The sequence below is a fragment of the Polaromonas naphthalenivorans CJ2 genome (assembly GCF_000015505.1).
GTDB classification, from domain to species: Bacteria; Pseudomonadota; Gammaproteobacteria; order Burkholderiales; family Burkholderiaceae_C; genus Polaromonas; species Polaromonas naphthalenivorans.
Window position 1 is genome coordinate 3,087,734 of record NC_008781.1, and the last position, 22,630, is coordinate 3,110,363.

Genomic DNA, 22,630 nt, shown 5'->3' on the forward strand with positions numbered 1-22,630 from the left:
CCGGCTTTGAGGGTTGCGCCGGTTTGCTGGCATCATTCGAATTATTTGAAGCTTTATCATGGCAACACTCCATAATCCGCTGCGCGACGCCTTGAGCCCCGAAGTCATCCGCCTGATTGACGCCATCCACCGCAGCGGCAGCATGGCGGCGGCGGCGCGCGAACTCGGCGTGGTGCCCAGCGCCCTGACCTACCGCATCCGGCAGGTCGAGGACGCGCTCGACGTGCTGCTGTTTGACCGCTCCTCGCGCCAGGCCAAACTGACCGTGGCGGGCCACGAACTGCTGCGCGAAGGCAACCGCCTGCTGCTCGAACTCGACGCCATCGCCACCCGCGTCAAGCGCGTGGCCACCGGCTGGGAGCCGCAGTTCACGCTGGCAGTGGACAGCGTCATTTCGCGCACCACCATCCTGGAGTTGTGCGAAGCCTTCTTTGCGATGAATCCACCCACACGCCTGAAGATCCGGGAAGAAATCCTGTCGGGCACGCTCGAAGCGCTGACCTCGGGCCAGGCCGACCTGTCCATCGGCGTGGCGCTGGAGCCGACGCTGGATAAATCGGTGCAAAGCAAGCCGCTGGGCAGCATGCATTTTGTCTATGCCGTGGCGCCGCACCATCCGCTGGCGCAGGCCGCCGAGCCGGTGAGCGATGCCCAGCTGATGCTGCACCGCGCCGTGGCCGTGGCCGATTCGGTGCAGCGCGGCAGCGGCATCACCGTCGGCCTGCTGAGCGGCCAGAACATCTTCACCGTTCCAGGCATGGAGGAAAAGCTCGATGCGCAACTGCGCGGACTGGGCGGCGGCTTTTTGCCGGAACACCTTGCGCGGCCGCATATCGACTCGGGCCGGCTGGTCGAAAAGAAGATCCAGCGCCCTCCCCGGGTGATACCGATGTGCTATGTGTGGCGCCGCGCGGCTGCCGGCGCCGAGGGACGCGCGCTGCAATGGTGGCTTGGGCAACTGGGCAATCCGGCCACCCGCAAGGCGCTGCTGGAGCGCCCCCACTCGCTTTAAATGACCGCATTGATGAACGCCCCAATGGCAGGCCGGTGCGGCAGCGGTGTAGAGTGTGCGCATGGCGCTTCTTGCGGCTTGCACCGTCATCGCGAATCCATTCCTTTTCCTTCGTTTCATTCACTCAGAAAAAGTAAAAGACATGACAACAAAACCCTATCTTCTTTCTCTTGAAACCCATCCGAAGCGCCATATCGCCGTCGTGGGCGCGGGCATTGCCGGCATCACCTGCGCGCGCACGCTGGTGCAAGCCGGCCACCACGTCACGGTATTTGAAAAAAGCAAGGGCGCGGGCGGGCGCATGGCTACTCGCGAGACCGAATTTGGCGGCTTCGACCACGGCACGCAGTATTTCACCGTGCGCGACGAACGCTTTGAAGAAGCGCTGACCACGGCCACCGGCCTGGTTCGCCCCTGGAGCGCCAACACCGTGCGCGTGCTGGACGACCTGGGCCGTGTCGTCGCCGCCTCGCTGCCGGCCCGCGAGGCGCATTGGGTGGCCAAACCGGGCATGAACGCGCTGCTTCGCCAGTGGGCCCAGCCGCTGCTGGACGCCGGCCATCTGGTGCCGGACACCCGCGTTGTCTATATCGAGGAAGACAAGCTCGAACCCCAGCGCTGGCAGTTGCAGACCGACGGTCCGGGTGCGGGCGTGCATTCGGGTTTTGACGCCGTGGTGCTGACCATTCCCGCACCGCAGGCTAGAGAATTGCTGGACGACTCCGAAGTGGCCGCGCCGCTGCTGGCCGATCTGGCCGGCGTGAGCATCGCACCGTGCTGGACGCTGATGGTGGCTTTTCCGCAGGCGCAGCAGCCCACGCTGGCCAGCCTGGGGCCGCAGTGGAACGTGGCGCGCAGCACCCACCACCGCATCGCCTGGCTGGCGCGGGAGTCGTCCAAGCCCGGACGCGGTCCGATTGAGCGCTGGACGGTTCAGGCCAGCCCCGCCTGGTCGCAGCGCCACCTCGAAGACGATTCAGAGCGCGTCAAGGCCAAATTGCTCAAGGCATTTACCGAAGTCACCGGCATCCGCGCCGAGCCGCCCTACGCCTCGGTGCATCGCTGGCGCTATGCCCAAACCAGCAAGCCGCTGGGCAAGACCCACGCCTGGGATGCGGCCTCGCGCATCGGCGCCTGCGGCGACTGGTGCCTGGGCCACCGGGTCGAGGACGGCTTTGTGTCGGGCCTGGAAATGGCGCTGGCCATTCTTTGACAAGTCGCCAGCGTGGGTTCGCAGGCTTACCGGGGGCGGTTTGCACCCTCGCCCACCGGCCCGCTGCATGCGGGTTCTCTCGTCGCGGCACTGGCCAGCTGGCTTGATGCCCGGGCGCATCAGGGCCAGTGGCTGGTGCGCATCGAGGATGTGGACACGCCGCGCTGCCTGCCGGGCACCGGCCCGGCCATCCTGCAGCAACTGGCCGCCTGCGGGCTCTTTCCCGACGCGCCGCCGGTCTGCCAGTCGCGGCGCGGCGCGCTGTACCAGCAGGCGCTTGACCGGCTCGTCGCCACGGGATGGGCCTATCCCTGCGGCTGCACGCGGCAGGACATTGCCCGCGCGCTGGCGGCCTCGGGACAGGCCAGGCAGCGGCATGGCGAGCTGGTGTATCCCGGCACCTGTCGCCAGGGACTGAACGGCCGTCCCGCGCGGGCCTGGCGCTTGCGGGTCGATAAAAATGAACAAAAAAGTGCTTTTGCGCAAGCAGTACAAGCACTTATAGCTATTGATTTCATAGCAAATTCAAGCACGGGTTTGATGGAAACCGAAGTCACCTGGCAAGACCGGCTGCTGGGCCGCCAGCACCAGAACGTCAGCCGCGACGTGGGCGACTTCGTGCTCAGGCGGGCCGATGGCCTGTGGGCCTACCAGCTGGCCGTGGTGGTCGATGACGCCGCGCAGGGCATCACGCATGTGGTGCGCGGCGCCGACCTGGCCGACAACACGGCGCGGCAAATCCTGCTGCAGCGCGCGCTCGGCCTGCCGACACCGCAGTATCTGCACACGCCGCTGGTGCTGGGAGCGAACGGCGAAAAGCTGTCCAAGCAAAACGGCGCGCAGGCGCTCGACACGTCCCGGCCGCTGGCCGCGTTGAACCAGGCCGCCGCCGTGCTGGGCCTGCCGCCGCAAACCGGCGACACCGCCGACGCGCTGGCCGCCTGGGTCAACGCGTGGAAAGATACGGCATGTCGCCCGCACGCACCCTTGTCCTGACCGCGCTGGCCATGGCCGCCTTTGCCGGCAATTCGCTGCTGTGCCGGCTCGCGCTCAGGCAGACCGGCATTGACGCGGCCACCTTCACCGCCATCCGGCTGGTCTCGGGCACGGTGGTGCTCTGGCTGATAGCGCGCAGATTTCGCGGCACCCAGGCTGGAGGAGGCAACTGGCTGTCTGCATGGGCGCTGTTTGCTTATGCCGCGTGTTTTTCGTTTGCCTATGTGAGCCTGCCCACGGGAACCGGCGCGCTGCTGCTTTTCGGCGCCGTCCAGGCCACCATGATCGGCTATGGCCTGTGGTCGGGCGAACGGCTGCGGCTGGCGCAACTCGCCGGTCTTGCGCTCGCCTTCTGCGGCCTTGCGGGCCTGCTGCTGCCCGGTGTCTCGGCGCCGCCGCTGGGCGGTTCGGTGCTGATGCTGGTCGCCGGCATGTCGTGGGGCATCTATTCCCTGCGCGGAAAAGGCGCCGGCGACCCGACCCGGGTGACCGCCGGAAACTTCCTGCGGGCCGCGCCGCTGGCCATCGCCCTGAGCCTGTCCATGCTGCTGTTCAAGGGCGCAGCACTGGATGCGGCCGGCTTGTGGCTGGCGCTGGCGTCGGGCGCCCTGACATCGGGCATCGGCTACGCGATCTGGTACACCGCCCTGCCCGCGCTGAAGGCCACCAGCGCGGCCAGCGTGCAGCTCAGCGTTCCGGTCATCGCGGCGCTGGGCGGCATTGCCTTTCTCGGCGAGCCGGTCACGCTGCGCCTGGTGCTGGCGTCCGCCGCCATCCTGGGCGGCATCGCGCTGGTGGTGCTGCAAAAGCGCGCCGCGCCCGGCAGGCCCTGAACGCTGCCGGGCGGCGCACTAAAATCAGCGGGTGATTGAATCTTCCTCCCCCACCCCGCCCGCCTTGCATGAAGGCGCTCCCGCCGACGTGAGCCATCCCCGCAACATCCGCAGCTTCGTGCGCCGCACCGGCCGCACCACCGTCGGCCAGGCCAAGGCCTTCGCCGATGTCGGCCCCCGGTTTCTGCTGGCCTACAGCGGCCTGCCGATGGACTTTTCAGCCGTCTATGGGCGCGACGCACCGACGATTCTTGAAATCGGCTTCGGCATGGGCGAAGCCACCGCGCACATCGCTGGATTGATGCCGGAAAAGAATTTCCTGTGCTGCGAAGTGCACACGCCCGGCGTCGGCGCGCTGCTCAAGCGCATCGACGAGCAAGCTTTGACCAACATCCGCATCCTGCAGCACGACGCGGTCGAGGTGATCGACCACATGCTGCCCCTGGGCAGCCTGGACGGCGCGCACATCTTCTTCCCCGACCCGTGGCACAAGACCAAGCACAACAAGCGCCGGCTGATCCAGGCCCCGCTGATCGCCAAGCTGGCGGCGCGCCTCAAGCCCGGCGGCTATTTGCACTGCGCGACCGACTGGCAGCCGTATGCCGAACAGATCCTGGAAGTGCTGAGCGCAGAGCCTTTGTTGAAAAACACGGCCGATGCCGCGAGCGATGGCTACGCGCCCAAGCCCGGCTACCGACCGCTGACCAAGTTTGAAAACCGGGGCATCAAGCTCGGGCACGGCGTGTGGGACGTGGTGTTCACGCGCGCGTGAGCCCGCTTGCGGCCCACGGCGGGCTGCCGACGAAGCGCGGCGTGAGCCCGAGTTGTGTCGGCCTGCCGGCAGGCGCCTGGCCCACGTTCACCGATTTCCTGGTCGAACGCTTCCCCGCCATCACGCGGCAGACCTGGCTGGACCGCATGGCGGCCGGTCTGGTGGCCGACGAGTTCGGCGTGGCCGTGACGCCCGAGCGCCCTTACCGGGGCCACATGCGGCTGTACTACTACCGCGCGCTGCCGGTCGAGCCGCGCATTCCGTTCGAAGCCGCCGTGCTGTTCCAGGACGAGCATCTGGTGGTGGCCGACAAGCCGCATTTCCTGCCGGTCACGCCCTCGGGACACTATTTGCAGGAAACGCTGCTGGTGCGGCTGAAGAACCAGCTGGGGCTGGACAGCCTGATCCCGATCCACCGCATCGACCGCGAAACGGCGGGCCTGGTGCTGTTTTGCGTCCAGCCGGGGGAACGCGACGCTTACCAGGCCTTGTTCCGGCGGCACGAAGTCGTCAAGCATTACGAAGCCGTGGCCCGCTGGCGGCCCGACTTGCGGTTTCCCCTGCAGCGCAAAACCCGCATCGTCGAGGATGAACCTTTTTTTCGGCAGCGCGAAGTGCCGGGCGAGCCCAACAGCGAAACCCTGATTGATCTGCTGGAAATCCGGGGCCAACGGGCGCTTTACGCCCTGAGCCCCGTGACCGGGAAAAAGCACCAGTTGCGGGTGCACATGAACGCGCTGGGCATGCCGATTTGCAACGACCGGATGTACCCGCCGGTTGAACCGACGCCTGAAGACGATTACGCCCTGCCGCTGCAGCTGCTGGCCAGGTCGATTGCCTTTGCCGACCCGCTGACCGGCCAGCCACGGCGCTTTGAAAGCCGGCTCGGCTTATTGCCAGGCTGACGAAGTCACTCTCATTTTGATAGCTTCCTGCGCTTATGGAATAAGCGCAAAAAGCCTATTTGGCATGTAAAACGATCCTTCACATGCCATGGAGCGCAGCCAGCTTCAGGCCTTGATTTCCCTGGCGGTGATCTGGTACTTGAAGTCATCCGGCGCGTAGGAGTCGAAGCGGCCGGCGGCATTCTCGCCAACTGGGTACATCAGGAAACCGAGCTTGTCGCCCTTGGAATTGGGCAAGGCCACATCGTGCGCGGTGTTGTAGGCCATCCAGTTGCCTTCCCAGCCGCCGAACAGCGCCTTGTTGACCGGCGCGACCACCGGGTTGGTGGTGTTCTTGATCCAGTCGGCGGTTTCCAGGCGCATGACCTTGGCCACGTCGGCCGGGTCCATCGCCACCCAGCCATAGCCCTTCAAGTACACCTCGGAGCGGCAGTGCTGCGCGCCCTTGAGGCTGGCCGGGTTGCCCGACAGCTCCTTGTAGCCAAAGGCCGATGGCACCAGCCGGATGCCGTACACATCGCGCGCGGGCACACCCACCGAGCGGCACAGGCCGACAAACAGCGCGTTCAGGTCGGCGCATTTGCCGCCCAGGTTGCCGGTTTCCAGCATGGTCTTGATGTCGCCTTCGCCGCAGCCGCGCACCTTGGGTTCGCGGTAGGTGTTGGCCACGATCCAGTCATAGAGCTTCTGGGCTTTTTCGACATCGCCTCTAGCGCCCTGCGTGGCGGCCAGCGCGGTCTTGCGCACGATGCCGTCGGTCGGAATCAAGGTGGTGGCGCGGGTGAAATAGCGCAGCGTGTCGGCTTCCTCGGCCTTGGCGGTTTTTTGCGACCAGTCCATCGCGCGGCCCTGCGTCTGCACGCGGCTGGTGATTTCGACAAACGGCTTGGCTTCGCTGGCAGCAAATTCAACGTAGAGCATTTTTGCGCCGTCCTGGCCGTCCTGCACCAGCTTGGCCGTTCCGTTGCTTGAAAATCCGTTTTCGAGCGAATGCTGGTAGTCGCTGTTGACCGACGGAATCGGCAGCCACACCCGGGTCACGCCTTCGGGCTTGGGAATGTCCACGCGGGTGGTGACCTCAAAGGTGCGCCAGCCGCCGCTTTGGGGAGCGAAGTTGCGGCGTGAAGCAGGTGCCGCGGGTGCCTGGGCGAAACCAAGGGCGGGCAAGGCAGCGGCCATGGCGGCGGCTGCGGTGTTCTTGAGGAAGCTGCGGCGTACGGTGGTCATAGGTGAACTCCGGGGGAAGGATTGAGGAAAGGTCACATGCACCGGCGCAGGTGAAGATGCGCCAGGAAGTGGAGCCCGGCTGGTGGGCAGCTGCAAGGCTGCCGCCCGCCACGGACAGCCCTTGATTATCGCCACAGCCGGTAAAAGCGGCAGTTTTTCAGGCCAACACGCGTCTACAACAGGCTGGCAATCAGCTTCTCGGCCGCTTTTCCGGTCCAGTCCATCTCGCCCTGCACCCGCAGGCGCGGCTGGCCATGGCGGTCGATGGCCAGCGTGGTCGGAAACACCTTGACGCCCCAGCGCCGGGCCGCCTGGCCATCGACATCGAGCAGCACCGGCAGGGTGATGCCGGTGCGTTTGGCAAACTGCAGCGCCCGCGCCGGGGCTTCCTTGAAGTTGATGGCCAGCACCAGAAGCTGCTCGGGGCCGTACAGGTCCGCCATCTGCTGCAGCGTGGGCATTTCAGCGCGGCATGGCTCGCACCAGCTGGCCCAGAAGTTGAGCAGCACCGCCCGCCCCTTGAAGTCGGCCGGGCGCCAGGTCTTGCCGCTGGTATCGACCAGGCTGAAGGCGGTGAGCGGCCCCGGCCATGGGCTGACCTCGTAGGCCGGCCCTGTCAGGCCTTGGGCGCCCGCCCTGGCGAACAACGCCGAACTGGCAACGGTCAGGGAAGCTTGCAAAACATGGCGGCGTGAAGGCGATTCGATAGGCATGGCGGGAGCTTACCGGCGAATGAGAAAGCGTCCGGCGCACAAGGAAATGCTTCCCCCGATTTCTGGAACTTCACTCACCCGGCCGTGAAGCCAGTCAATTTCATGCGGTCGCCAACTCGGCCTGCCTCGGCGCCTGTTGCCAGGCACGCTGGCGCAAGGCCGGGCTGACGCGGTAGCGCTCGCCCCGGTAAAACCCATCCAGGGCATCGAGCAGGCCAATGACCGCGCCGGCATCCCAGCGCGCCAGCCACTCAAACGGCCCGGCCGGGTAGTTCACGCCCAGCTTCATCGCCGCGTCGGCCCCTTCCGGGGTGCAGACGCCTTGCTGCACGGCGTCCATGGCTTCATTGATCAGCATGGCGATGGTTCTGGCCACCACCAGGCCGGGCGCATCGGCGATGCGCTGCGGGTTGAAACCCAGCGCCAGCAGCCAGTGCGAAGCCTGCTCCACCCAGGCCGCACTGGCGCGGCAAGATGGCGCCCAGGCCAGGGCGATGCCGGTCGCTGGCGACAGCGGCAGATCAAACACCGCCACATCAGCGCCCAGTTGCGAGGCGGGCCGGCCATCGGTCAGGCGCAGCATGGCGCCGTCCACGGCCAGACCGACCCAGTCGCTGCCTTCATCGCGGTGAAACGCACGGCCAGCCTGCGCCAGCGTGGCGGCCAGACGCTCGGCCACCGGCCCCCGCCCGTGCACGCCCAACGCTTGCGCAGGCGGCAGCGCAGCGGATTCCAAAGCGGCGACGGCGGGCTTGGCCGCACCGTCCGCGTAATCATAAAAACCGCGACCCGATTTGCGGCCCAGCAAGCCGCCATCGACCAGCTCGCGCTGCACCAGCGACGGCACGAAACGCTTGTCGTGAAAATTGGCCTCGTAGACCGAATTCGTCACCGAGAAATTGGTGTCGTGGCCAATCAGGTCCATCAACTCGCACGGCCCCATGCGAAAGCCGGCGGCGCGCAGGCAGGCATCGAGCACAGCGGGCGTGGCGGCCTGCTCATGCAGCAGGGCCAGCGTTTCGGCATAGTAAGGCCGGGCAATGCGGTTGACGATGAAACCCGGCGTCGAACGCGCATGCACCGGCACCTTGCCCCAGACCTTGCAGAGTTCAAAAATCGCTTCGGCCACCGCAGGCGCCGTCTGCAGGCCGGACACCACCTCGACCAGTTGCATGAGCGGCACCGGATTGAAGAAGTGCATGCCCACGAGGCGGGCCGGATGCTGCAGCCCGTTGGCAATGGCCGTGACCGAGATTGACGAGGTGTTGGTCGCCAGCACGCAATCGGCGGCAAGGATGGCTTCGAGCTGCTGGAACAGCGCGCGCTTGGCATCGAGCTTTTCGACAATCGCCTCGACCACCAGGCCCGCCGAAACAGCCTCTTCAAGCGCCCAAATCGGCCTGATGCGCGACAGCGTTTGCGCCACGGCGTCAGCCTTCAGCCGGCCTTTGGCCACCAGCGCCTCCAGGCTTCTGGCAAGTTTCGCCTTTGCTTGGCTGGCTGCGCCTTCGCGCATGTCGTGCAGCATCACGGCATGGCCGGCCTGCGCCGCGACCTGCGCAATGCCGACGCCCATGATGCCGGCGCCGACCACCAGCACCGGCACGCCGTTCAAGTCAAGAGTTGTCATTCGGAAATCCAGTTAGCGGGCCGTTTGCCCAGAAAAGCGGCAAAGCCCTCACGCGCCTCGTCGGTGCCGCGCACGCGGCTGATCGTTTGGGCGGTCAACTCGCGCACTTTGGGCGTGACTTCACCCACTTCAAACCGGGCATACAGCGCCTTGATCTCACGCTGCGAATTCGGGCCGCCAACCAGCAGTTCCTTGACCGTGGCGTCAATGGCGGCATCGAGCTGGTCAAGCGCGACCACCTGCTGCACCAGGCCGATGGCCAGCGCTTCAGGGGCGGCGATGCGGGTGGTCGTCAGCGCCAGGCGCAGGGCCTGGCGCTTGCCGACCGCATTGGTCAGGTAAGGGCCGATGACGGCCGGCAGGATGCCGAACTTCGCTTCGCTGACCGCAAAGCTGGCGTTGTCCGCCGCGATGGCGATGTCGCAGACGCAGGCCAGGCCAACCCCGCCGCCCAGCGCCGCGCCCTGCACCCGCGCCAGCGTGGGCTTGGGGCAGTTCTCGATGCGCGACAGCATGGCGGCAAAGCGGCGGGCATCGTCCAGGTTCCATTCGCGCGAGGCGGCGCTCGCGCGCTGCATCCACTTCAGGTCGGCGCCGGCGCTGAAGTGCTTGCCTTCGCCGGCCAGCACGATGACGCGCACCGCCGGGTCGGCGCCCAGTTCGGCAAAGACGGCGTCCAGCTCGGCAATCATCACCTCATCGAAGGCATTGAACACCGCCGGGCGCGCCATCGCGACCTGCGCGATGCCCGTGGCGCGGCGCGTCACGCTCAAGGTTTGCAACTGACTCATCAATACGTCTCCAGATGCAGCCGGCCTTCTGTCTTGAGCGCTGCGCCCACGGCATCCCAGTTCAGGCCGGCCTGCTGCGCCACGTCGCGCAGGGCCAGCACCACGCCTTCTTCCATGCTCTTGAGGCCGCAGACGTAAAAGCAGGTATTGGCGTCCTGCAGCAGCAGGGCCAGGTCGGCGGCGCGCTCGCGCATCACGTCCTGCACGTAGCGCTTGGGCGCGCCGGGCGTGCGCGAGAACGCAAAGTTGATGTCGATAAAATCCTTGGGCAGGTTTTGCAAGGGTCCGAAGTAAGGCAGTTCTTCCTGGGTGCGGGCGCCAAAAAACAGCATCAGCTTGCCTTCCTCGAACTTGCCGGACTTGCGCAGGCGGCGGCGCCATTCGGTCATCGCGCGCATGGGCGCGCTGCCGGTGCCGGTGCAGATCATCACGATGTTGGAGCGCGGATGATTGGGCATCAGGAAGCTCGTGCCAAACGGCCCCATCACCTGTACCGTGTCGCCGACCCGCAAATCGCACATGTAGTTCGACCCCACGCCGCGCACCGGCCTGCCCTGATGGTCTTCGAGCACGCGCTTGATCGTCAGCGAGAGGTTGTTGTAGCCGGGCCGCTCGCCGTTGCGCGGGCTGGCAATCGAATACTGGCGCGCAAAATGCGGCCGGCCGCTGGCGTCAACGCCCGGCGGAATGATGCCGATGGACTGGCCTTCGAGCACCGGAAACGGCATTTTCCCGAAGTCCAGCACGATGTGGTGCGTGTCGTAATCGTCGCTGCCGACCTCGGTCACCCGGACATTGCCGGTGACGGTGGCGGTGACTGATTTTTCGGCCGTTTTCGGCCCGTACAGGTTGACGTAGGCATGCGCGGCCGACCACGGCGGCAGGGTCGCGCCGTACTGGGCACTGTTGAACACCGCTTCGCCATTGCTGGCGGCAGGCAACGAAGGTGAAACCGGCTCGATGTCGGGCACCGCGCCGGCGGCGACGCCTTCGGCGGCAAGTTCCTCGGGCGTGAGTTCGGGCGGCAACTCGTCCCAGCCCAGTTGCGCGTCCAGGCTGTAGGCCTTGACGCGCGGCATGGTGCGCCAGTTGTCAATCGAGCCGGTCGGGCACGGAGAGATGCAGGCCATGCAGAAATTGCATTTTTCGGCATCCACCACGTAATTGCGCGAATCATGCGTGATGGCGCTGACCGGGCAAATGGCTTCGCAGGTGTTGCAGCGAATGCAGATTTCAGGGTCGATCAAGTGCTGCTTGATCACGTGTATTTCGGTCATGTCCATGATGGCGTTTCCCGGTAATCGGCTTCAATGACAAACAGGGCCGGCAGACCCCCACCAGCCAGGGCCGCGGAACCGGCTTTGCCGGGCCGCAGGCGCAGCGGCCCCCTCGGGGGCAGCGAACCACACGAAGTGGGGAGCGTGGGGGCTCAATGAACTTCAATTAAAACGCACGTAGTCGAAGTCCACCGGCTGGCGGTTGATACCCATGACGGGCGGCGCAATCCAGTTGGCGAACTTGCCCGGCTCGACGCAGCGGCCCATCAGGCTGGCGACATAGGCCCGGTCTTCGTTGCTCGGCAGCCACTGATCGACCGACGCGTTCCATTCGGCCTCGGACACCACGCGGCCATCGGGCGACACCTTCACGCCCGACAGCGCGCCGATATTGCGGTGGAAAGCCTTGTGTGGCACGCGCAGGTGAACGGGGATGCCGGCCTTGTCCAGCACCTTGTTCCAGCGCTCGACGCCCGAGATGGAGTCCTTGATGTAGTCGTCGCGCAGCACTTCATTGAGCGCGTTGAGCATCGGCACTTCTTTTTCGACCAGCTGGCCGTCTTTGGCTTCAATCACCTTGTAGGTCTGGCCCTTGAGCACATGGTCATCGACGCGCTTGCCTTCTTCGTAGCGGCCCTTCAGGCCCGAGCTGTAGAAGGTGGCGGCATTGCTCGACTCGTCGGCGCCGAACAGGTCGATGGTGACGCTGAAGTGGAAGTTGATGTAGCGCTGGATGGTCGGCAGGTCAATCACGCCGGCGGCGCGCAGCTTGCCCACGTCGTCGGTTTTCAGCTCGTTCATCTTTTGCGCGGTGCGCTGGATGACGCGGGAAATGCCGCTTTCGCCGACGAACATGTGATGCGCTTCCTCGGTCAGCATGAACTTGGTCGTGCGGGCCAGCGGGTCAAAAGCGCTTTCGGCCAGCGCGCAGAGCTGGTACTTGCCGTCGCGGTCGGTGAAGTAGGTGAACATGAAAAAGCTCAGCCAGTCGGGCGTCTTCTCGTTGAAAGCCGCCAGGATGCGCGGGTTGTTGGCGTCGCCGCTGCGGCGCTCCAGCAGGCCCTCGGCTTCTTCGCGGCCGTCGCGGCCGAAATGCTTGTGCAGCAGGTAAACCATCGCCCACAGGTGGCGGCCTTCCTCGACGTTGACCTGAAACAGATTGCGCAGGTCGTACATGCTGGGCGCGGTCAGGCCGAGGTGGCGCTGCTGCTCGACGGATGCCGGCTCGGTGTCGCCCTGCGTCACGATGATGCGGCGCAGGTTGGCGCGGTGCTCGCCGGGAACGTCCTGCCAGGCCTTTTCGCCCTTGTGGTCGCCAAAGTGGATGGTGCGGTCGGCTTCGCCGGGGTTCAGGAAAACGCCCCAGCGGTAGTCGCGCATCTTGACGTGGCCAAACTGCGCCCAGCCGTTCGGATCGACGCTAACGGCCGTGCGCAGGTACACATCCATGTTGGTCGAGCCTTCGGGGCCGACATCGTCCCACCAGCTGATGAAATTGGGCTGCCACTGCTCAAGCGCGCGCTGCAATGTGCGGTCGTCGCTCAGGTTGACGTTGTTGGGAATCTTTTCGCTGTAATTAATGCTGGACATCATGGTCTCCAAGAAAAAACAAGGCTGATTCGGGGGAGGGATTGCAGTTGCGGCGCGCCACCCGGATTCGTGCCGCACAACGAGAACTTTGCGAGAACGCCTGTTTAGACGCGGTTCCAGTCAAACTGGGACTTGTCGCCCTTGCCATAGACCTTGAGCGCGCCTTTTTCTCCGACGGCGTTCGGGCGCTGGAAAATCCAGTTCTGCCAGGCGGTCAGGCGGCCAAAAATGCGGGTGAACATGTTCTCGGTGCCGTTGAAGCGCAAATTCGCTTCCATGCCGGTCAGTGCATCGGGCGACATGGACACGCGTTCCTCGATGGCAATGCGCACCTCGTCAGTCCAGTCGATGTCGTCCGGATTGGACGTGACCAGGCCAATCGCAAACGCGGCGTCGGCATCCAGCGGCTGGCCCGCCTTGGCGCGCACGGCTTCGAGCGCCGGTGCTTCGTCATAAAAACGGCGGCCCAGGCGGCTCTGGTCAGTCACCATCGGGTAGAGGCCAAAATTGGTCTCGGCCACGGTGATTTTGGGCGCACGGTCCTCGTCGTCGGGCAGGGCAAGGTGGTAGCTGCGGTCGCAGGCCAGGGCGAGTTCCAGGTAGGTGCCGGCAAAGCACGAACCCGGCTCGATCAGCGCGAACAGGCTGCGCGAGGACAGGTCCAGGCGGCTCAGCGTGCGGCGCAGCAGGCCGATGGTCTCGCGCACCAGCCAGTGCTTCTGGTTCGCCAGCAGCACGTCGTCCATGGCCAGCACGGCAGCCGCATCGCCTTCGGTCTTGATCAGCCAGGTGCCGATTTCCAGCTCGTTGGTGCGCATCATCAGGATGGCGTCCTCCAGTTCGCGCGCCATCACCAGCGGGAACCAGTCGGCGCCCAGCGCTTCAATGCCGGCGATGCTTGAGGGTTGCGCACCCGTGGGCGCCTTGACCGTCCAGGTGGCGGTGCGCTTGGCGCGGTCGATCTCGACCGTCACATTTGAATAGCGCAGCGCATCGGCTTCGACCGTGCGATTGAGCGGCTTGAACACCACGCCCTTGCCGTCGGCGGGCCGGTCGCTCTGCTCGGCCAGCGCCAGGGCGCGGGTCTGCACCTTCTGCGAAAAATCGACCGCCTTGGCAATGTCATCGACCAGGCGCCAGTCCTTGGCCTTCTGGCCGCGAACGCCTTCGACGCTGGTGCAGAACAGGTCGGCCAGGTCGTGGCGAACATGGCGCTTGTCGGTCACGCGGGTCAGGCCGCCGGTGCCGGGCAGCACGCCGAGCAAAGGCACTTCGGGCAGGCTGACGGCGCTGGAGCGGTCATCAATCAGGATGATCTCGTCGCAGGCCAGTGCCAGCTCGTAACCGCCGCCGGCGCAAGCGCCGTTGACCGCAGCGAGGAACTTCAGGCCGCTGTAGCGGGACGAGTCTTCCAAGCCGTTGCGGGTTTCGTTGGTGAACTTGCAGAAGTTCACTTTCCAGGAGTGGCTGCTCACGCCCAGCATGAAGATGTTGGCGCCGGAGCAGAACACTTTTTCTTTGGCGCTGGTCACCACCACGGTGCGCACTTCCGGGTGCTCGAAACGGATGCGGCTGATGGCGTCGTTCAGTTCAATATCGACCCCGAGGTCGTAGCTGTTGAGCTTGAGCTTGTAGCCGGGGCGCAAGCCGGCGTTTTCGTCGATGTCCACCGCCAGCGTGGCGACGGGGCCATTGAAGCTGAGCTTCCAGTGCTTGTATTGGGAAGGGTCGGTCTGGTACTCGACGCGGGAGGCGATGGTCATGGCTTGAAGTCCTCAGTTTAATGCATGAAACTGCATGAATTGAAATTCGATACACGCATAATAATGCATATTATCAAAAACAAACAAGCATTTTTATGCATTTTCTTGTAAAAGACTCAAACTGGCAACTGAAGCGCCTTGCGCACCATTTCGCGCAAGGCCTGGAAAGACAGCTCCAGGCTCTGGGTGCTGGTATCGACCTTGTACTGCGCCTTCGAGTAGAAAGCGGCACGACCTGCCAGGATGCCCTTGAGGTCTTCCATGGCCTGCTTGCTGGCCGCCATGGGCCGCAAGTCACCCTGCGCCAGCACCCGTTTCATGTGGTCTTCAGGGTCGGCCTGCAGCCAGACGGTGGTGCAGTGGGACAGCAGCTGGTTGAACGTGGCCGGGTCCGACACCAGGCCGCCGGGCGTGGCAATGACGGCTTCCGGGTAGATCTGGATCGTCTCTTCCAGCGCCCGGCGTTCGTAGCGGCGGTAGGCATTCATGCCGTAGAGCGCCTGGATTTCCGAGACGCTGCAGCCCGCGAACTTCTCGATTTCCCGGCTCAGTTCGACAAACGGAAATCCCAGGTCTTCGGCCAGCAGGGCGCCCAGCGTGGACTTTCCGGCCCCGCGCAGGCCGATCAGCGCCACGCGCGAACAGAGGGTGGTGTTGCCGCTGCCCGTTCCCAGCAACTCGCCAATCGCGATGCGCACGCGGCGCAGCGAGGCATCGTCGCGCGTTTCCAGCAGTTCGCGAATCAAGAGCCATTCGGGCGTCGAGGTGGTCACATCGCCAATCAGTTCGGCCAGTGAGCAGTGCAGCGCGCGGGCCACCTGCAGCAGCACCAGGATGGACGCGTTGCCTTCGCCATACTCCAGGTTCGCCAGATGCCGCTCAGACACGTCGGCTGCAATCGACACGGCTTTGCGTGTCATGCCGCGCCGCGCCCGCAGCGCCCGAACCCGGTCACCCAGGGCGGCGAGAAATAGATTTTTTTCCTCCACCTGCGGCTCCTGAAGCCCGGCGGGCGGCAGTTCGGCGGTTTGAAGAGGAAGGATGGAGGTATCAGGGACTAACCCTGATGCATGCAATATATTGCTTGACATGATGTTTTTCAGGCTTTATGGTTCATACATGCACAATAGTTCATATTACATGAATTGGCAAGTTCAACACTATACGGAGAAGGCACCATGTCACCCACCGAATTTCGCGAACAGATTTCGCAATTGACTGCCCAGCTGGCTGGCCGCCCCCTGGATGCCGGTCTGGATGCCTGGCTCAATGCAGAGCATGGCGTCGAAAGCGACACGTATCGGCAACTGAAGCAAGCCTGCATGACCGGCGTTGCCGAGGGCTGGCTGTGCGAGCGCGAGGGCGGCGGCATCCGTTATGGCCGTATCTTCAAGCCGGCCGATGACCTGCACGGCTTTTCGGTCGATGTGGTGGACATGCAGGACATCGCCGGCCCGCACCATGCGCATCCGCAGGGCGAGATCGACCTGATCATGCCGCTGGACGACAACGCGCAATTCGATGGCCGCCCCGCCGGCTGGCTCGTTTATCCGCCGGGCAGCGCGCACCGGCCCACCGTGTCCAGCGGACGCGCCCTGGTGCTGTATCTCCTGCCGCAGGGCAGCATCGAATTCACCCGCCACTGATTTTTACGAAAAGACTCTCCATGACCGAACTGCTTTCCAATTACCTGGTCGGCCGCTGGCAGGCTGGCACCGGCGCGGGCACTGCGCTGTTTGACCCGGTGCTGGGCACCGAACTCGTGCGCGTCGATGCCACCGGACTCGACCTGAGCGCCGGCTTTGACTTTGCCCGCGAACAAGGCGGCACGGCCCTGCGCGCCCTCACCTATCGCGAGCGCGCCGCCCTGCTGGGCGCGGCACTCAAGGTGCTGCAGGCCAACCGCGATGCCTACTATGAGATCGCCACGGCCAACAGCGGCACGGTGAAGAATGACTCTGCCGTGGACATTGACGGCGGCCTGTTCACGCTGGGCACCTATGCCAGGATGGGTGACGCACTGGGCGAGCGCCGTTTCATGCTCGACGGCGACATGGCGCGACTGGGCAAAGACCCGCTGTTCCAGTCGCAGCATGTGCTGACATCCACGCGCGGCGTGGCGCTGTTCATCAACGCCTTCAACTTTCCTGCCTGGGGCCTGTGGGAAAAAGCCGCGCCGGCCCTGCTGTCAGGCGTGCCGGTCATCATCAAGCCCGCCACCGCGACCGCCTGGCTGACCCAGCGCATGGTCAGGGACGTGGTCGATGCGGGCATTTTCCCGCCGGGCGCGCTGTCGGTTGTGTGCGGCAGTTCGGCCGGGCTGATGGACCAGCTGCAGCCCTTCGATGTGGTGTCGTTCACCGGATCGGCCGAAACGGCGGCGGTGATCCGTTCGCACCCGGCCGTGGTGCAGCGCTCGGTGCGCGTCAACATCGAGGCCGACAGCCTGAACTCGGCCTTGCTGCTGCCGGGCGAGGCAGCCGGCAGTCCGGCCTTTGAGTTGCTGGTCAAGGAAGTGGCGCGCGAGATGACGGTCAAGTCGGGCCAGAAATGCACGGCCATTCGCCGCGTTTTCGTTCCCGAGGCTCTGTACGCATCGGTTGCAGAAGCACTTTCCGCGCGCCTGGCCAAGACCACGGTGGGCAACCCACGCAACGACACCGTACGCATGGGCGCGCTGGTCAGCCGCAGCCAGCTGGCCGCAGTGCGCGACGGCCTGGCGCATCTGACGGCGCAAGCGGAAATCCTGCACGACGGCAGCCGCCATGCGCTGGTTGATGCCGATGCGGCGCTGGCCTGCTGCGTCGGACCGACACTGCTGGGCACGCGCGATGCCAGCGGAAGCGATGGCGCCGACCGCATCCACGACACCGAGGTCTTTGGCCCGGTGGCCACGCTGCTGCCTTATCGCGACATCGCCCACGCGCTGGCGCTGGTGCGCCGGGGACAGGGTTCGCTGGTGACCTCTCTCTATGGCAGCGATGCTGCCGCGCTGGCGAGCGCTGCACTCGAATTGGCCGACAGCCACGGCCGGGTGCATGTGATCTCGCCCGACGTGGGCGCACTGCAGACCGGCCACGGCAACGTCATGCCGCAGTCGCTGCATGGCGGGCCGGGCCGCGCGGGTGGCGGCGAGGAACTGGGCGGCCTGCGCGCCCTGAATTTCTACCACCGCCGCAGCGCCGTGCAGGCCAGTACCGACGTGCTGGCGCATCTGCGGACGCCTTCAGCGGCCTGAGCCACCAGAGAACGAGGAGACAGACATGACCACCCCATCAAACACCGCGCCCCACATCCCGGCACCCGGCGCGCACTTCAATTTCGCCCAGCACCTGATCGGGTGCAACGCCGCGCACCCCGCCAGGACAGCCTATATCGACGATGTCGAGACAGTAAGCTACGGCGAACTGGCCGAGCGCATCCGCCGTCTGGCCGCCGCACTGCTGGCCACTGGCGTTCGCCGCGAGGAACGCGTGCTGCTGCTGATGCACGACTGCAGCGACTGGCCGGTCAGTTTTCTGGGCGCGATGTACGCCGGCATCGTGCCGGTGGCGCTCAACACGCTGCTGACGAGCGAAGACTATGCCTTCATGCTGGAGCACAGCCGTGCCCAGGCTGTGCTGGTGTCGGGCGCTCTCTTGCCGATACTGCAGGAAGCCATGGCCAAATCGGCCCATGAGGTCAGGGCGGTCATCGTCTCGCGCCCCACTGGCCTCCTGCCAGAAGGCAGCGTGGCGCTGGACAACCTGATTGCCCAGCATGCGCCGCTGGCCCAGCCGGCCTCCACCTGTCCCGACGATCCGGGTTTCTGGCTGTATTCCTCCGGCTCCACGGGAAAGCCCAAAGGCACGCTGCACACCCATGCCAATCCCTACTGGACCGCCGAGCTGTACGGCAAGCCGGTGCTGGGCATTAGCGAGCACGATGTGTGTTTTTCCGCCGCCAAGCTGTTCTTTGCCTACGGCCTGGGCAACGCCCTGAGCTTTCCGCTCAGCGTCGGCGCCACCGTGGTCCTGATGGCCGAACGCCCGACGCCGGCAGCCACCTTCAAACGCTGGGTGGAGCACCAGCCGACGGTGTTTTTTGGCGCGCCCACCGGTTTTGCAGGCATGCTGGCCTCGCCCGACCTGCCCGCCAAAAACCAGGTGTCGCTGCGACTGGCGTCTTCGGCCGGCGAGGCCTTGCCGGCCGACCTGGGCGAACGCTTCACGGCCCACTATGGCGTGGAGATCATCGACGGCATTGGTTCGACCGAAATGCTGCATATCTTTTTGTCCAACCTTCCCGGGAAAGTGCGCTACGGCACCACCGGCTGGCCGGTGCCCGGCTACGAGGTCGAACTGCGCGGCGACGATGGCCGCCCGGTTCCCGACGGCGACACCGGCGACCTCTACATCAAGGGGCCGAGCGCGGCGCTGATGTACTGGGGCAACCGCGAGAAGTCGCGCGAAACCTTCCAGGGCGCGTGGACCAAGAGCGGCGACAAGTACGTTCGCAACCAGGACGGAACCTACACCTATTCGGGCCGCAGCGACGACATGCTCAAGGTCAGCGGCATTTACGTCTCGCCCTTCGAGGTCGAGGCCACTCTGTCGCAACATCCGGCCATTCTGGAAGCGGCCGTCATTGGCGTGCCGGACACCGAAGGCCTGACCAAAACCAAGGCTTATGTGGTGCTCAAGACCGGCCAGCAGGTCAGCGAGGCCGAACTCAAGGCCTTCGTCAAGGAGCGCCTGGCGCCTTACAAATACCCGCGCAGCATCGAGTTCATGACCGAGTTGCCCAAGACCGCCACCGGCAAGATCCAGCGCTTCAAGCTGCGCGGTCTCGAAGGCGCGGTCAAATGACGGAGGCGGCGTTCATCGACATCGACTGGGCGGGTCGCCCGGTCCGCATCGAATATCAGTGGATTGCCCGCGACCGGGCGGCCGCGCCGCTGATCGTCTTTTTGCATGAAGGCCTGGGTTCGGTGGCGATGTGGAAGGATTTTCCGCAGCGCCTGTGTATTGCCACCGGCTGCCGGGGGCTGGTGTATTCGCGCCCGGGCTATGGCCGCTCGACGCCGCGCGCCGCCGAAGAAGCCTGGGGCCTGGACTTCATGCACCGCCAGGCGCAGGAAGTGCTGCCCGCCCTGCTGGAAGCGCTGGGCATTGACGCAACGCGGGACAAGCCCTGGCTGCTGGGCCACAGCGATGGCGCCTCCATCGCCCTGCTTTACGCCGCGAGCTACCCGCAGCGCATCGCCGGCGCCATCGTGCTGGCTCCCCATATCCTGGTGGAAGACCTGTCGGTGAGCAGCATTGAAAAAGTGCGCGCAGCCTACCTTGAAACCGACCTGCGGCAACGCCTGGCGCGCCACCACGATGATCCGGATTCAGCCTTCTGGGGCTGGAACGATATCTGGCTCAAGCCGGCGTTCAGGCACTGGTCGATTGAAGCCGAGATCAGCGCCATCCGCTGCCCGTTGCTGGCCGTGCAAGGCCTGGACGACGAATACGGCACGCTGGCGCAGATCCACGGCATTGCGCGCCGGGCGGCACAGACCGAACTGTTTGAGCTGGCCGATTGCGGCCATTCCCCACACCGCGACCAGCCCGAACGCCTGATCACGGCCATCACTGCTTTCATTCAACAACAACCCCACGGAGACAAACCATGACCAAGATTCGACTTCACCTGATCGCTGCCGCCGCCGTCCTGTGCGCCAGTGCCGCCTCCGCGCAGGCGCCGGCCAAGCTCAAGGTCGGACTGATGCTGCCCTACACCGGCACCTACGCGTCGCTGGGCACGGCGATTGAAAACGGCTTCAAACAGTATGTGGCCGAGCAGGGCGGCAAGCTGGGCGGGCGCGAAATCGAATTCGTCAAGGTCGATGACGAGTCTGACCCGTCCAAGGCGACCGACAACGTCAACAAGCTGATCAAGCGCGACAACGTCGATGTGCTGATCGGCTCGGTGCATTCCGGCGTGGCCATGGCGATGGCCAAGGTCGCCAAGGACACCGGCACGCTGCTGATCGTTCCCAATGCCGGCGCGGATGCCGTGACCGGGGCCATGTGCGCGCAAAACATCTTCCGCAGTTCATTCTCGAACTGGCAGCCGGGCTACGCCATGGGCGAAGTGGTCGCCAAGAAGGGCCACAAAAAGGTCGTCACCATCACCTGGAAGTACGCCGCCGGCGACGAGTCGGTGCGCGGCTTCAAGGAAGCGTTTGAAAAAGGCGGTGGCAAGGTCGTCAAGGAACTCAGCGTGCCTTTCCCGAACGTCGAGTTCCAGGCCTTGCTGACCGAAATCGCGGCCACCAGGCCCGATGCCGTGTACACCTTCTTTGCCGGTGGCGGCGCCGTGAAGTTCGTCAAGGACTATGCCGGCGCCGGGCTGAAGAAAAGCATTCCCCTGTACGGCGCAGGTTTCCTGACCGACGGCACGCTCGAAGCGCAGGGGCTTGATGCCGATGGCCTGCTGACCACGCTGCACTATGCCGACGCGCTGGGCACGCCGCGCGACACCAGTTTCCGCCTGGCCTATGCCAAAGCCTACAAGCAGCAGCCCGACGTGTATGCGGTTCAGGGTTACGACGCGGCGCAGATGCTGGGCGTGGGACTGGCCGCCGTCAAGGGCGACACCAGCAAGAAGGCCGAGTTTGCCGATGCCCTGCACAAGGCAAAAATCGACAGCCCGCGCGGCCCGTTCACGATTTCCAGGTTCAACAACCCGGTGCAGGACATCTATTTGCGCCAGGTCACGGGCAAGGAAAACAAGCTTGTCGGCGTCGCCAGCAAGGCGCTGGCCGATCCGGGTCGCGGCTGCCGGCTGTAATCCGCCCGGTTTTCCCGTCACGGCATTCAAGCTGTCCGGTGATTTTTGCTGTTTGCTACTGAATCCATAGCTGCTCACGCAGTCTACGCCTGCGCAAGAGGCCAATTTGATGCTTGAAAATCGTCCACAGGCCAACACCCATGCGCTCTTGCCTGCTGACGTTGCCATGCGCTTTTTCACATTCACGAAAGGATGAGGCTTTCTTCATGGACCTTTCCATCTTCCTGATCCAGTGCCTCAATGCACTTCAATACGGACTGCTTTTGTTCCTGGTCGCCTCCGGGCTGACGCTGATCTTCGGGATCATGGGCGTCATCAACCTGGCGCATGGAAGCTTCTACATGATTGGCGCCTACATGGCCTACGCCCTGGCGCCGGTCGTGGCCAGTACTTTCGGCGGTGGCTTTTTTGCCACGCTGGCGGTGGGCGTGGTGCTGGCGGTACTGCTGGGCTATGTGCTGGAGTGGGCATTCTTCAGCTTTCTTTATGAACGCGAGCATCTGCAGCAGGTCTTGATGACCTACGGGCTGATCCTGGTGTTCGAGGAACTGCGAAGCCTGCTGGTCGGCGACGAGGTGCATGGCGTCGAGGTGCCGGCCTTTCTGGCGGGCACGCTGCCGCTGGGCGAGCTGATGACCTACCCGGTGTACCGGCTGTTTGTCTCCGGCGTGTGCCTGGTGCTGGCGCTGGGCATGTACCTGGTCTTCACCCGCACGCGCCTGGGCATGATGATCCGCGCCGGCAGCACCAACCGCGAGATGGTGCAGTCGCTTGGCATCGACATCAAGTTTTTGTACCGCGTCGTGTTTGCCGCCGGCCTGGGCGTGGCGGTACTGGCGGGCATGGTGGCCGCGCCGGTGTCGTCGGTCTATCCGGGCATGGGCGACTCGGTGCTGATCATCTGTTTCGTCATCGTCGTGATCGGCGGCATCGGCTCGATTCGCGGCGCGCTGCTGGCGGCGCTCTTGATCGGCTTTGTCGATACCTTTGGCAAGGTGTTTTTGCCACAGGCCGCCGGCGTGCTGGTGTATGTCCTCATGGCGCTGATCCTGCTGTGGAAACCCGATGGCCTGTTCAAGGCCGGATGAA

General features: G+C 64.8%; 21 protein-coding genes. 12 read left to right on the forward strand and 9 right to left on the reverse strand.

What is annotated here, in order from left to right:
- Positions 1-58 precede the first annotated feature (58 nt).
- The 6 genes from PNAP_RS14635 to PNAP_RS14660 all read left to right on the forward strand — a co-directional run bounded on the left by PNAP_RS14635 (position 59) and on the right by PNAP_RS14660 (position 5,731).
- Positions 59-1,012, forward strand: a complete 954-nt coding sequence (locus PNAP_RS14635; RefSeq protein WP_011802305.1) for a LysR family transcriptional regulator — start codon at positions 59-61, stop codon at positions 1,010-1,012.
- Between the two features lie 142 nt (positions 1,013-1,154).
- Positions 1,155-2,225, forward strand: a complete 1,071-nt coding sequence (locus PNAP_RS14640; protein ID WP_157040296.1) for an NAD(P)/FAD-dependent oxidoreductase — start codon at positions 1,155-1,157, stop codon at positions 2,223-2,225.
- 12 nt (positions 2,226-2,237) lie between these two features.
- Complete coding sequence (gene gluQRS, locus PNAP_RS14645; RefSeq protein WP_011802307.1) at positions 2,238-3,221, forward strand: tRNA glutamyl-Q(34) synthetase GluQRS; 984 nt, start codon at positions 2,238-2,240, stop codon at positions 3,219-3,221.
- Positions 3,194-4,054, forward strand: coding sequence for a DMT family transporter (locus PNAP_RS14650; RefSeq protein WP_011802308.1), 861 nt, complete (start codon positions 3,194-3,196; stop codon positions 4,052-4,054). The genes gluQRS and PNAP_RS14650 overlap by 28 nt, the downstream gene beginning before the upstream one ends.
- 31 nt (positions 4,055-4,085) lie before the next feature.
- On the forward strand, positions 4,086-4,826 hold the full coding sequence (gene trmB, locus PNAP_RS14655) for a tRNA (guanosine(46)-N7)-methyltransferase TrmB (RefSeq protein WP_011802309.1): 741 nt from the start codon (positions 4,086-4,088) through the stop codon (positions 4,824-4,826).
- Positions 4,823-5,731 (forward strand): RluA family pseudouridine synthase, encoded by a 909-nt coding sequence (locus PNAP_RS14660; RefSeq protein ID WP_011802310.1) that lies wholly within the window; start codon positions 4,823-4,825, stop codon positions 5,729-5,731. The genes trmB and PNAP_RS14660 overlap by 4 nt, the downstream gene beginning before the upstream one ends.
- 105 nt (positions 5,732-5,836) lie before the next feature.
- Here the strand turns inward: PNAP_RS14660 and PNAP_RS14665 are convergent, their stop codons facing one another.
- The 8 genes from PNAP_RS14665 to PNAP_RS14700 form a co-directional block, all read right to left on the reverse strand.
- Positions 5,837-6,958, reverse strand: coding sequence for a transglutaminase-like domain-containing protein (locus tag PNAP_RS14665; RefSeq protein ID WP_011802311.1), 1,122 nt, complete (start codon positions 6,956-6,958; stop codon positions 5,837-5,839).
- A 173-nt stretch (positions 6,959-7,131) separates the two neighbouring features.
- A complete protein-coding gene (locus tag PNAP_RS14670) occupies positions 7,132-7,671 on the reverse strand; it encodes a TlpA family protein disulfide reductase (protein ID WP_011802312.1) in 540 nt (179 codons plus the stop codon).
- Positions 7,672-7,771: 100 nt separating this feature from the next.
- Positions 7,772-9,301, reverse strand: coding sequence for a 3-hydroxyacyl-CoA dehydrogenase (locus PNAP_RS14675; protein WP_011802313.1), 1,530 nt, complete (start codon positions 9,299-9,301; stop codon positions 7,772-7,774).
- The gene (locus PNAP_RS14680) at positions 9,298-10,092 is read right to left on the reverse strand and encodes an enoyl-CoA hydratase-related protein (RefSeq protein WP_011802314.1); all 795 of its coding nucleotides are present in this window, start codon (positions 10,090-10,092) and stop codon (positions 9,298-9,300) included. The genes PNAP_RS14675 and PNAP_RS14680 overlap by 4 nt, the downstream gene beginning before the upstream one ends.
- Complete coding sequence (boxA, locus tag PNAP_RS14685) at positions 10,092-11,375, reverse strand: benzoyl-CoA 2,3-epoxidase subunit BoxA (RefSeq protein WP_011802315.1); 1,284 nt, start codon at positions 11,373-11,375, stop codon at positions 10,092-10,094. The genes PNAP_RS14680 and boxA overlap by 1 nt, the downstream gene beginning before the upstream one ends.
- Positions 11,376-11,531: 156 nt before the next feature.
- The gene (gene boxB / locus PNAP_RS14690; RefSeq protein ID WP_011802316.1) at positions 11,532-12,959 is read right to left on the reverse strand and encodes a benzoyl-CoA 2,3-epoxidase subunit BoxB; all 1,428 of its coding nucleotides are present in this window, start codon (positions 12,957-12,959) and stop codon (positions 11,532-11,534) included.
- Between the two features lie 104 nt (positions 12,960-13,063).
- Complete coding sequence (gene boxC / locus PNAP_RS14695; protein WP_011802317.1) at positions 13,064-14,722, reverse strand: 2,3-epoxybenzoyl-CoA dihydrolase; 1,659 nt, start codon at positions 14,720-14,722, stop codon at positions 13,064-13,066.
- Positions 14,723-14,838: 116 nt separating this feature from the next.
- Entirely contained in the window at positions 14,839-15,813 is a 975-nt protein-coding gene (locus tag PNAP_RS14700) for a helix-turn-helix transcriptional regulator (RefSeq protein WP_011802318.1), read from the reverse strand.
- Positions 15,814-15,900: 87 nt separating this feature from the next.
- Here PNAP_RS14700 and PNAP_RS14705 point away from each other — a divergent pair, with 87 nt between their 5' ends.
- The 5 genes from PNAP_RS14705 to PNAP_RS14725 are packed head-to-tail and all read left to right on the forward strand — an operon-like array spanning position 15,901 to position 21,541.
- Complete coding sequence (locus tag PNAP_RS14705) at positions 15,901-16,368, forward strand: DUF4863 family protein (protein ID WP_011802319.1); 468 nt, start codon at positions 15,901-15,903, stop codon at positions 16,366-16,368.
- A gap of 20 nt (positions 16,369-16,388) precedes the next feature.
- Entirely contained in the window at positions 16,389-17,960 is a 1,572-nt protein-coding gene (locus PNAP_RS14710; RefSeq protein ID WP_011802320.1) for a 3,4-dehydroadipyl-CoA semialdehyde dehydrogenase, read from the forward strand.
- A 25-nt stretch (positions 17,961-17,985) separates the two neighbouring features.
- The gene (locus PNAP_RS14715) at positions 17,986-19,569 is read left to right on the forward strand and encodes a benzoate-CoA ligase family protein (RefSeq protein ID WP_011802321.1); all 1,584 of its coding nucleotides are present in this window, start codon (positions 17,986-17,988) and stop codon (positions 19,567-19,569) included.
- Positions 19,566-20,381: an alpha/beta fold hydrolase gene (locus tag PNAP_RS14720; RefSeq protein ID WP_011802322.1), complete on the forward strand. Its 816-nt coding sequence runs from the start codon at positions 19,566-19,568 to the stop codon at positions 20,379-20,381. Before PNAP_RS14715 ends, PNAP_RS14720 begins: the two co-directional genes overlap by 4 nt.
- Entirely contained in the window at positions 20,378-21,541 is a 1,164-nt protein-coding gene (locus PNAP_RS14725; protein ID WP_011802323.1) for an ABC transporter substrate-binding protein, read from the forward strand. The genes PNAP_RS14720 and PNAP_RS14725 overlap by 4 nt, the downstream gene beginning before the upstream one ends.
- Before the next feature lie 55 nt (positions 21,542-21,596).
- Here PNAP_RS14725 and PNAP_RS27065 read toward each other — a convergent pair whose 3' ends face one another.
- Positions 21,597-21,749, reverse strand: coding sequence for a hypothetical protein (locus PNAP_RS27065; protein ID WP_157040297.1), 153 nt, complete (start codon positions 21,747-21,749; stop codon positions 21,597-21,599).
- Here PNAP_RS27065 and PNAP_RS14730 point away from each other — a divergent pair.
- On the forward strand, positions 21,748-22,629 hold the full coding sequence (locus PNAP_RS14730) for a branched-chain amino acid ABC transporter permease (RefSeq protein ID WP_041376730.1): 882 nt from the start codon (positions 21,748-21,750) through the stop codon (positions 22,627-22,629). The genes PNAP_RS27065 and PNAP_RS14730 overlap by 2 nt on opposite strands.
- Position 22,630 lies beyond the last annotated feature (1 nt).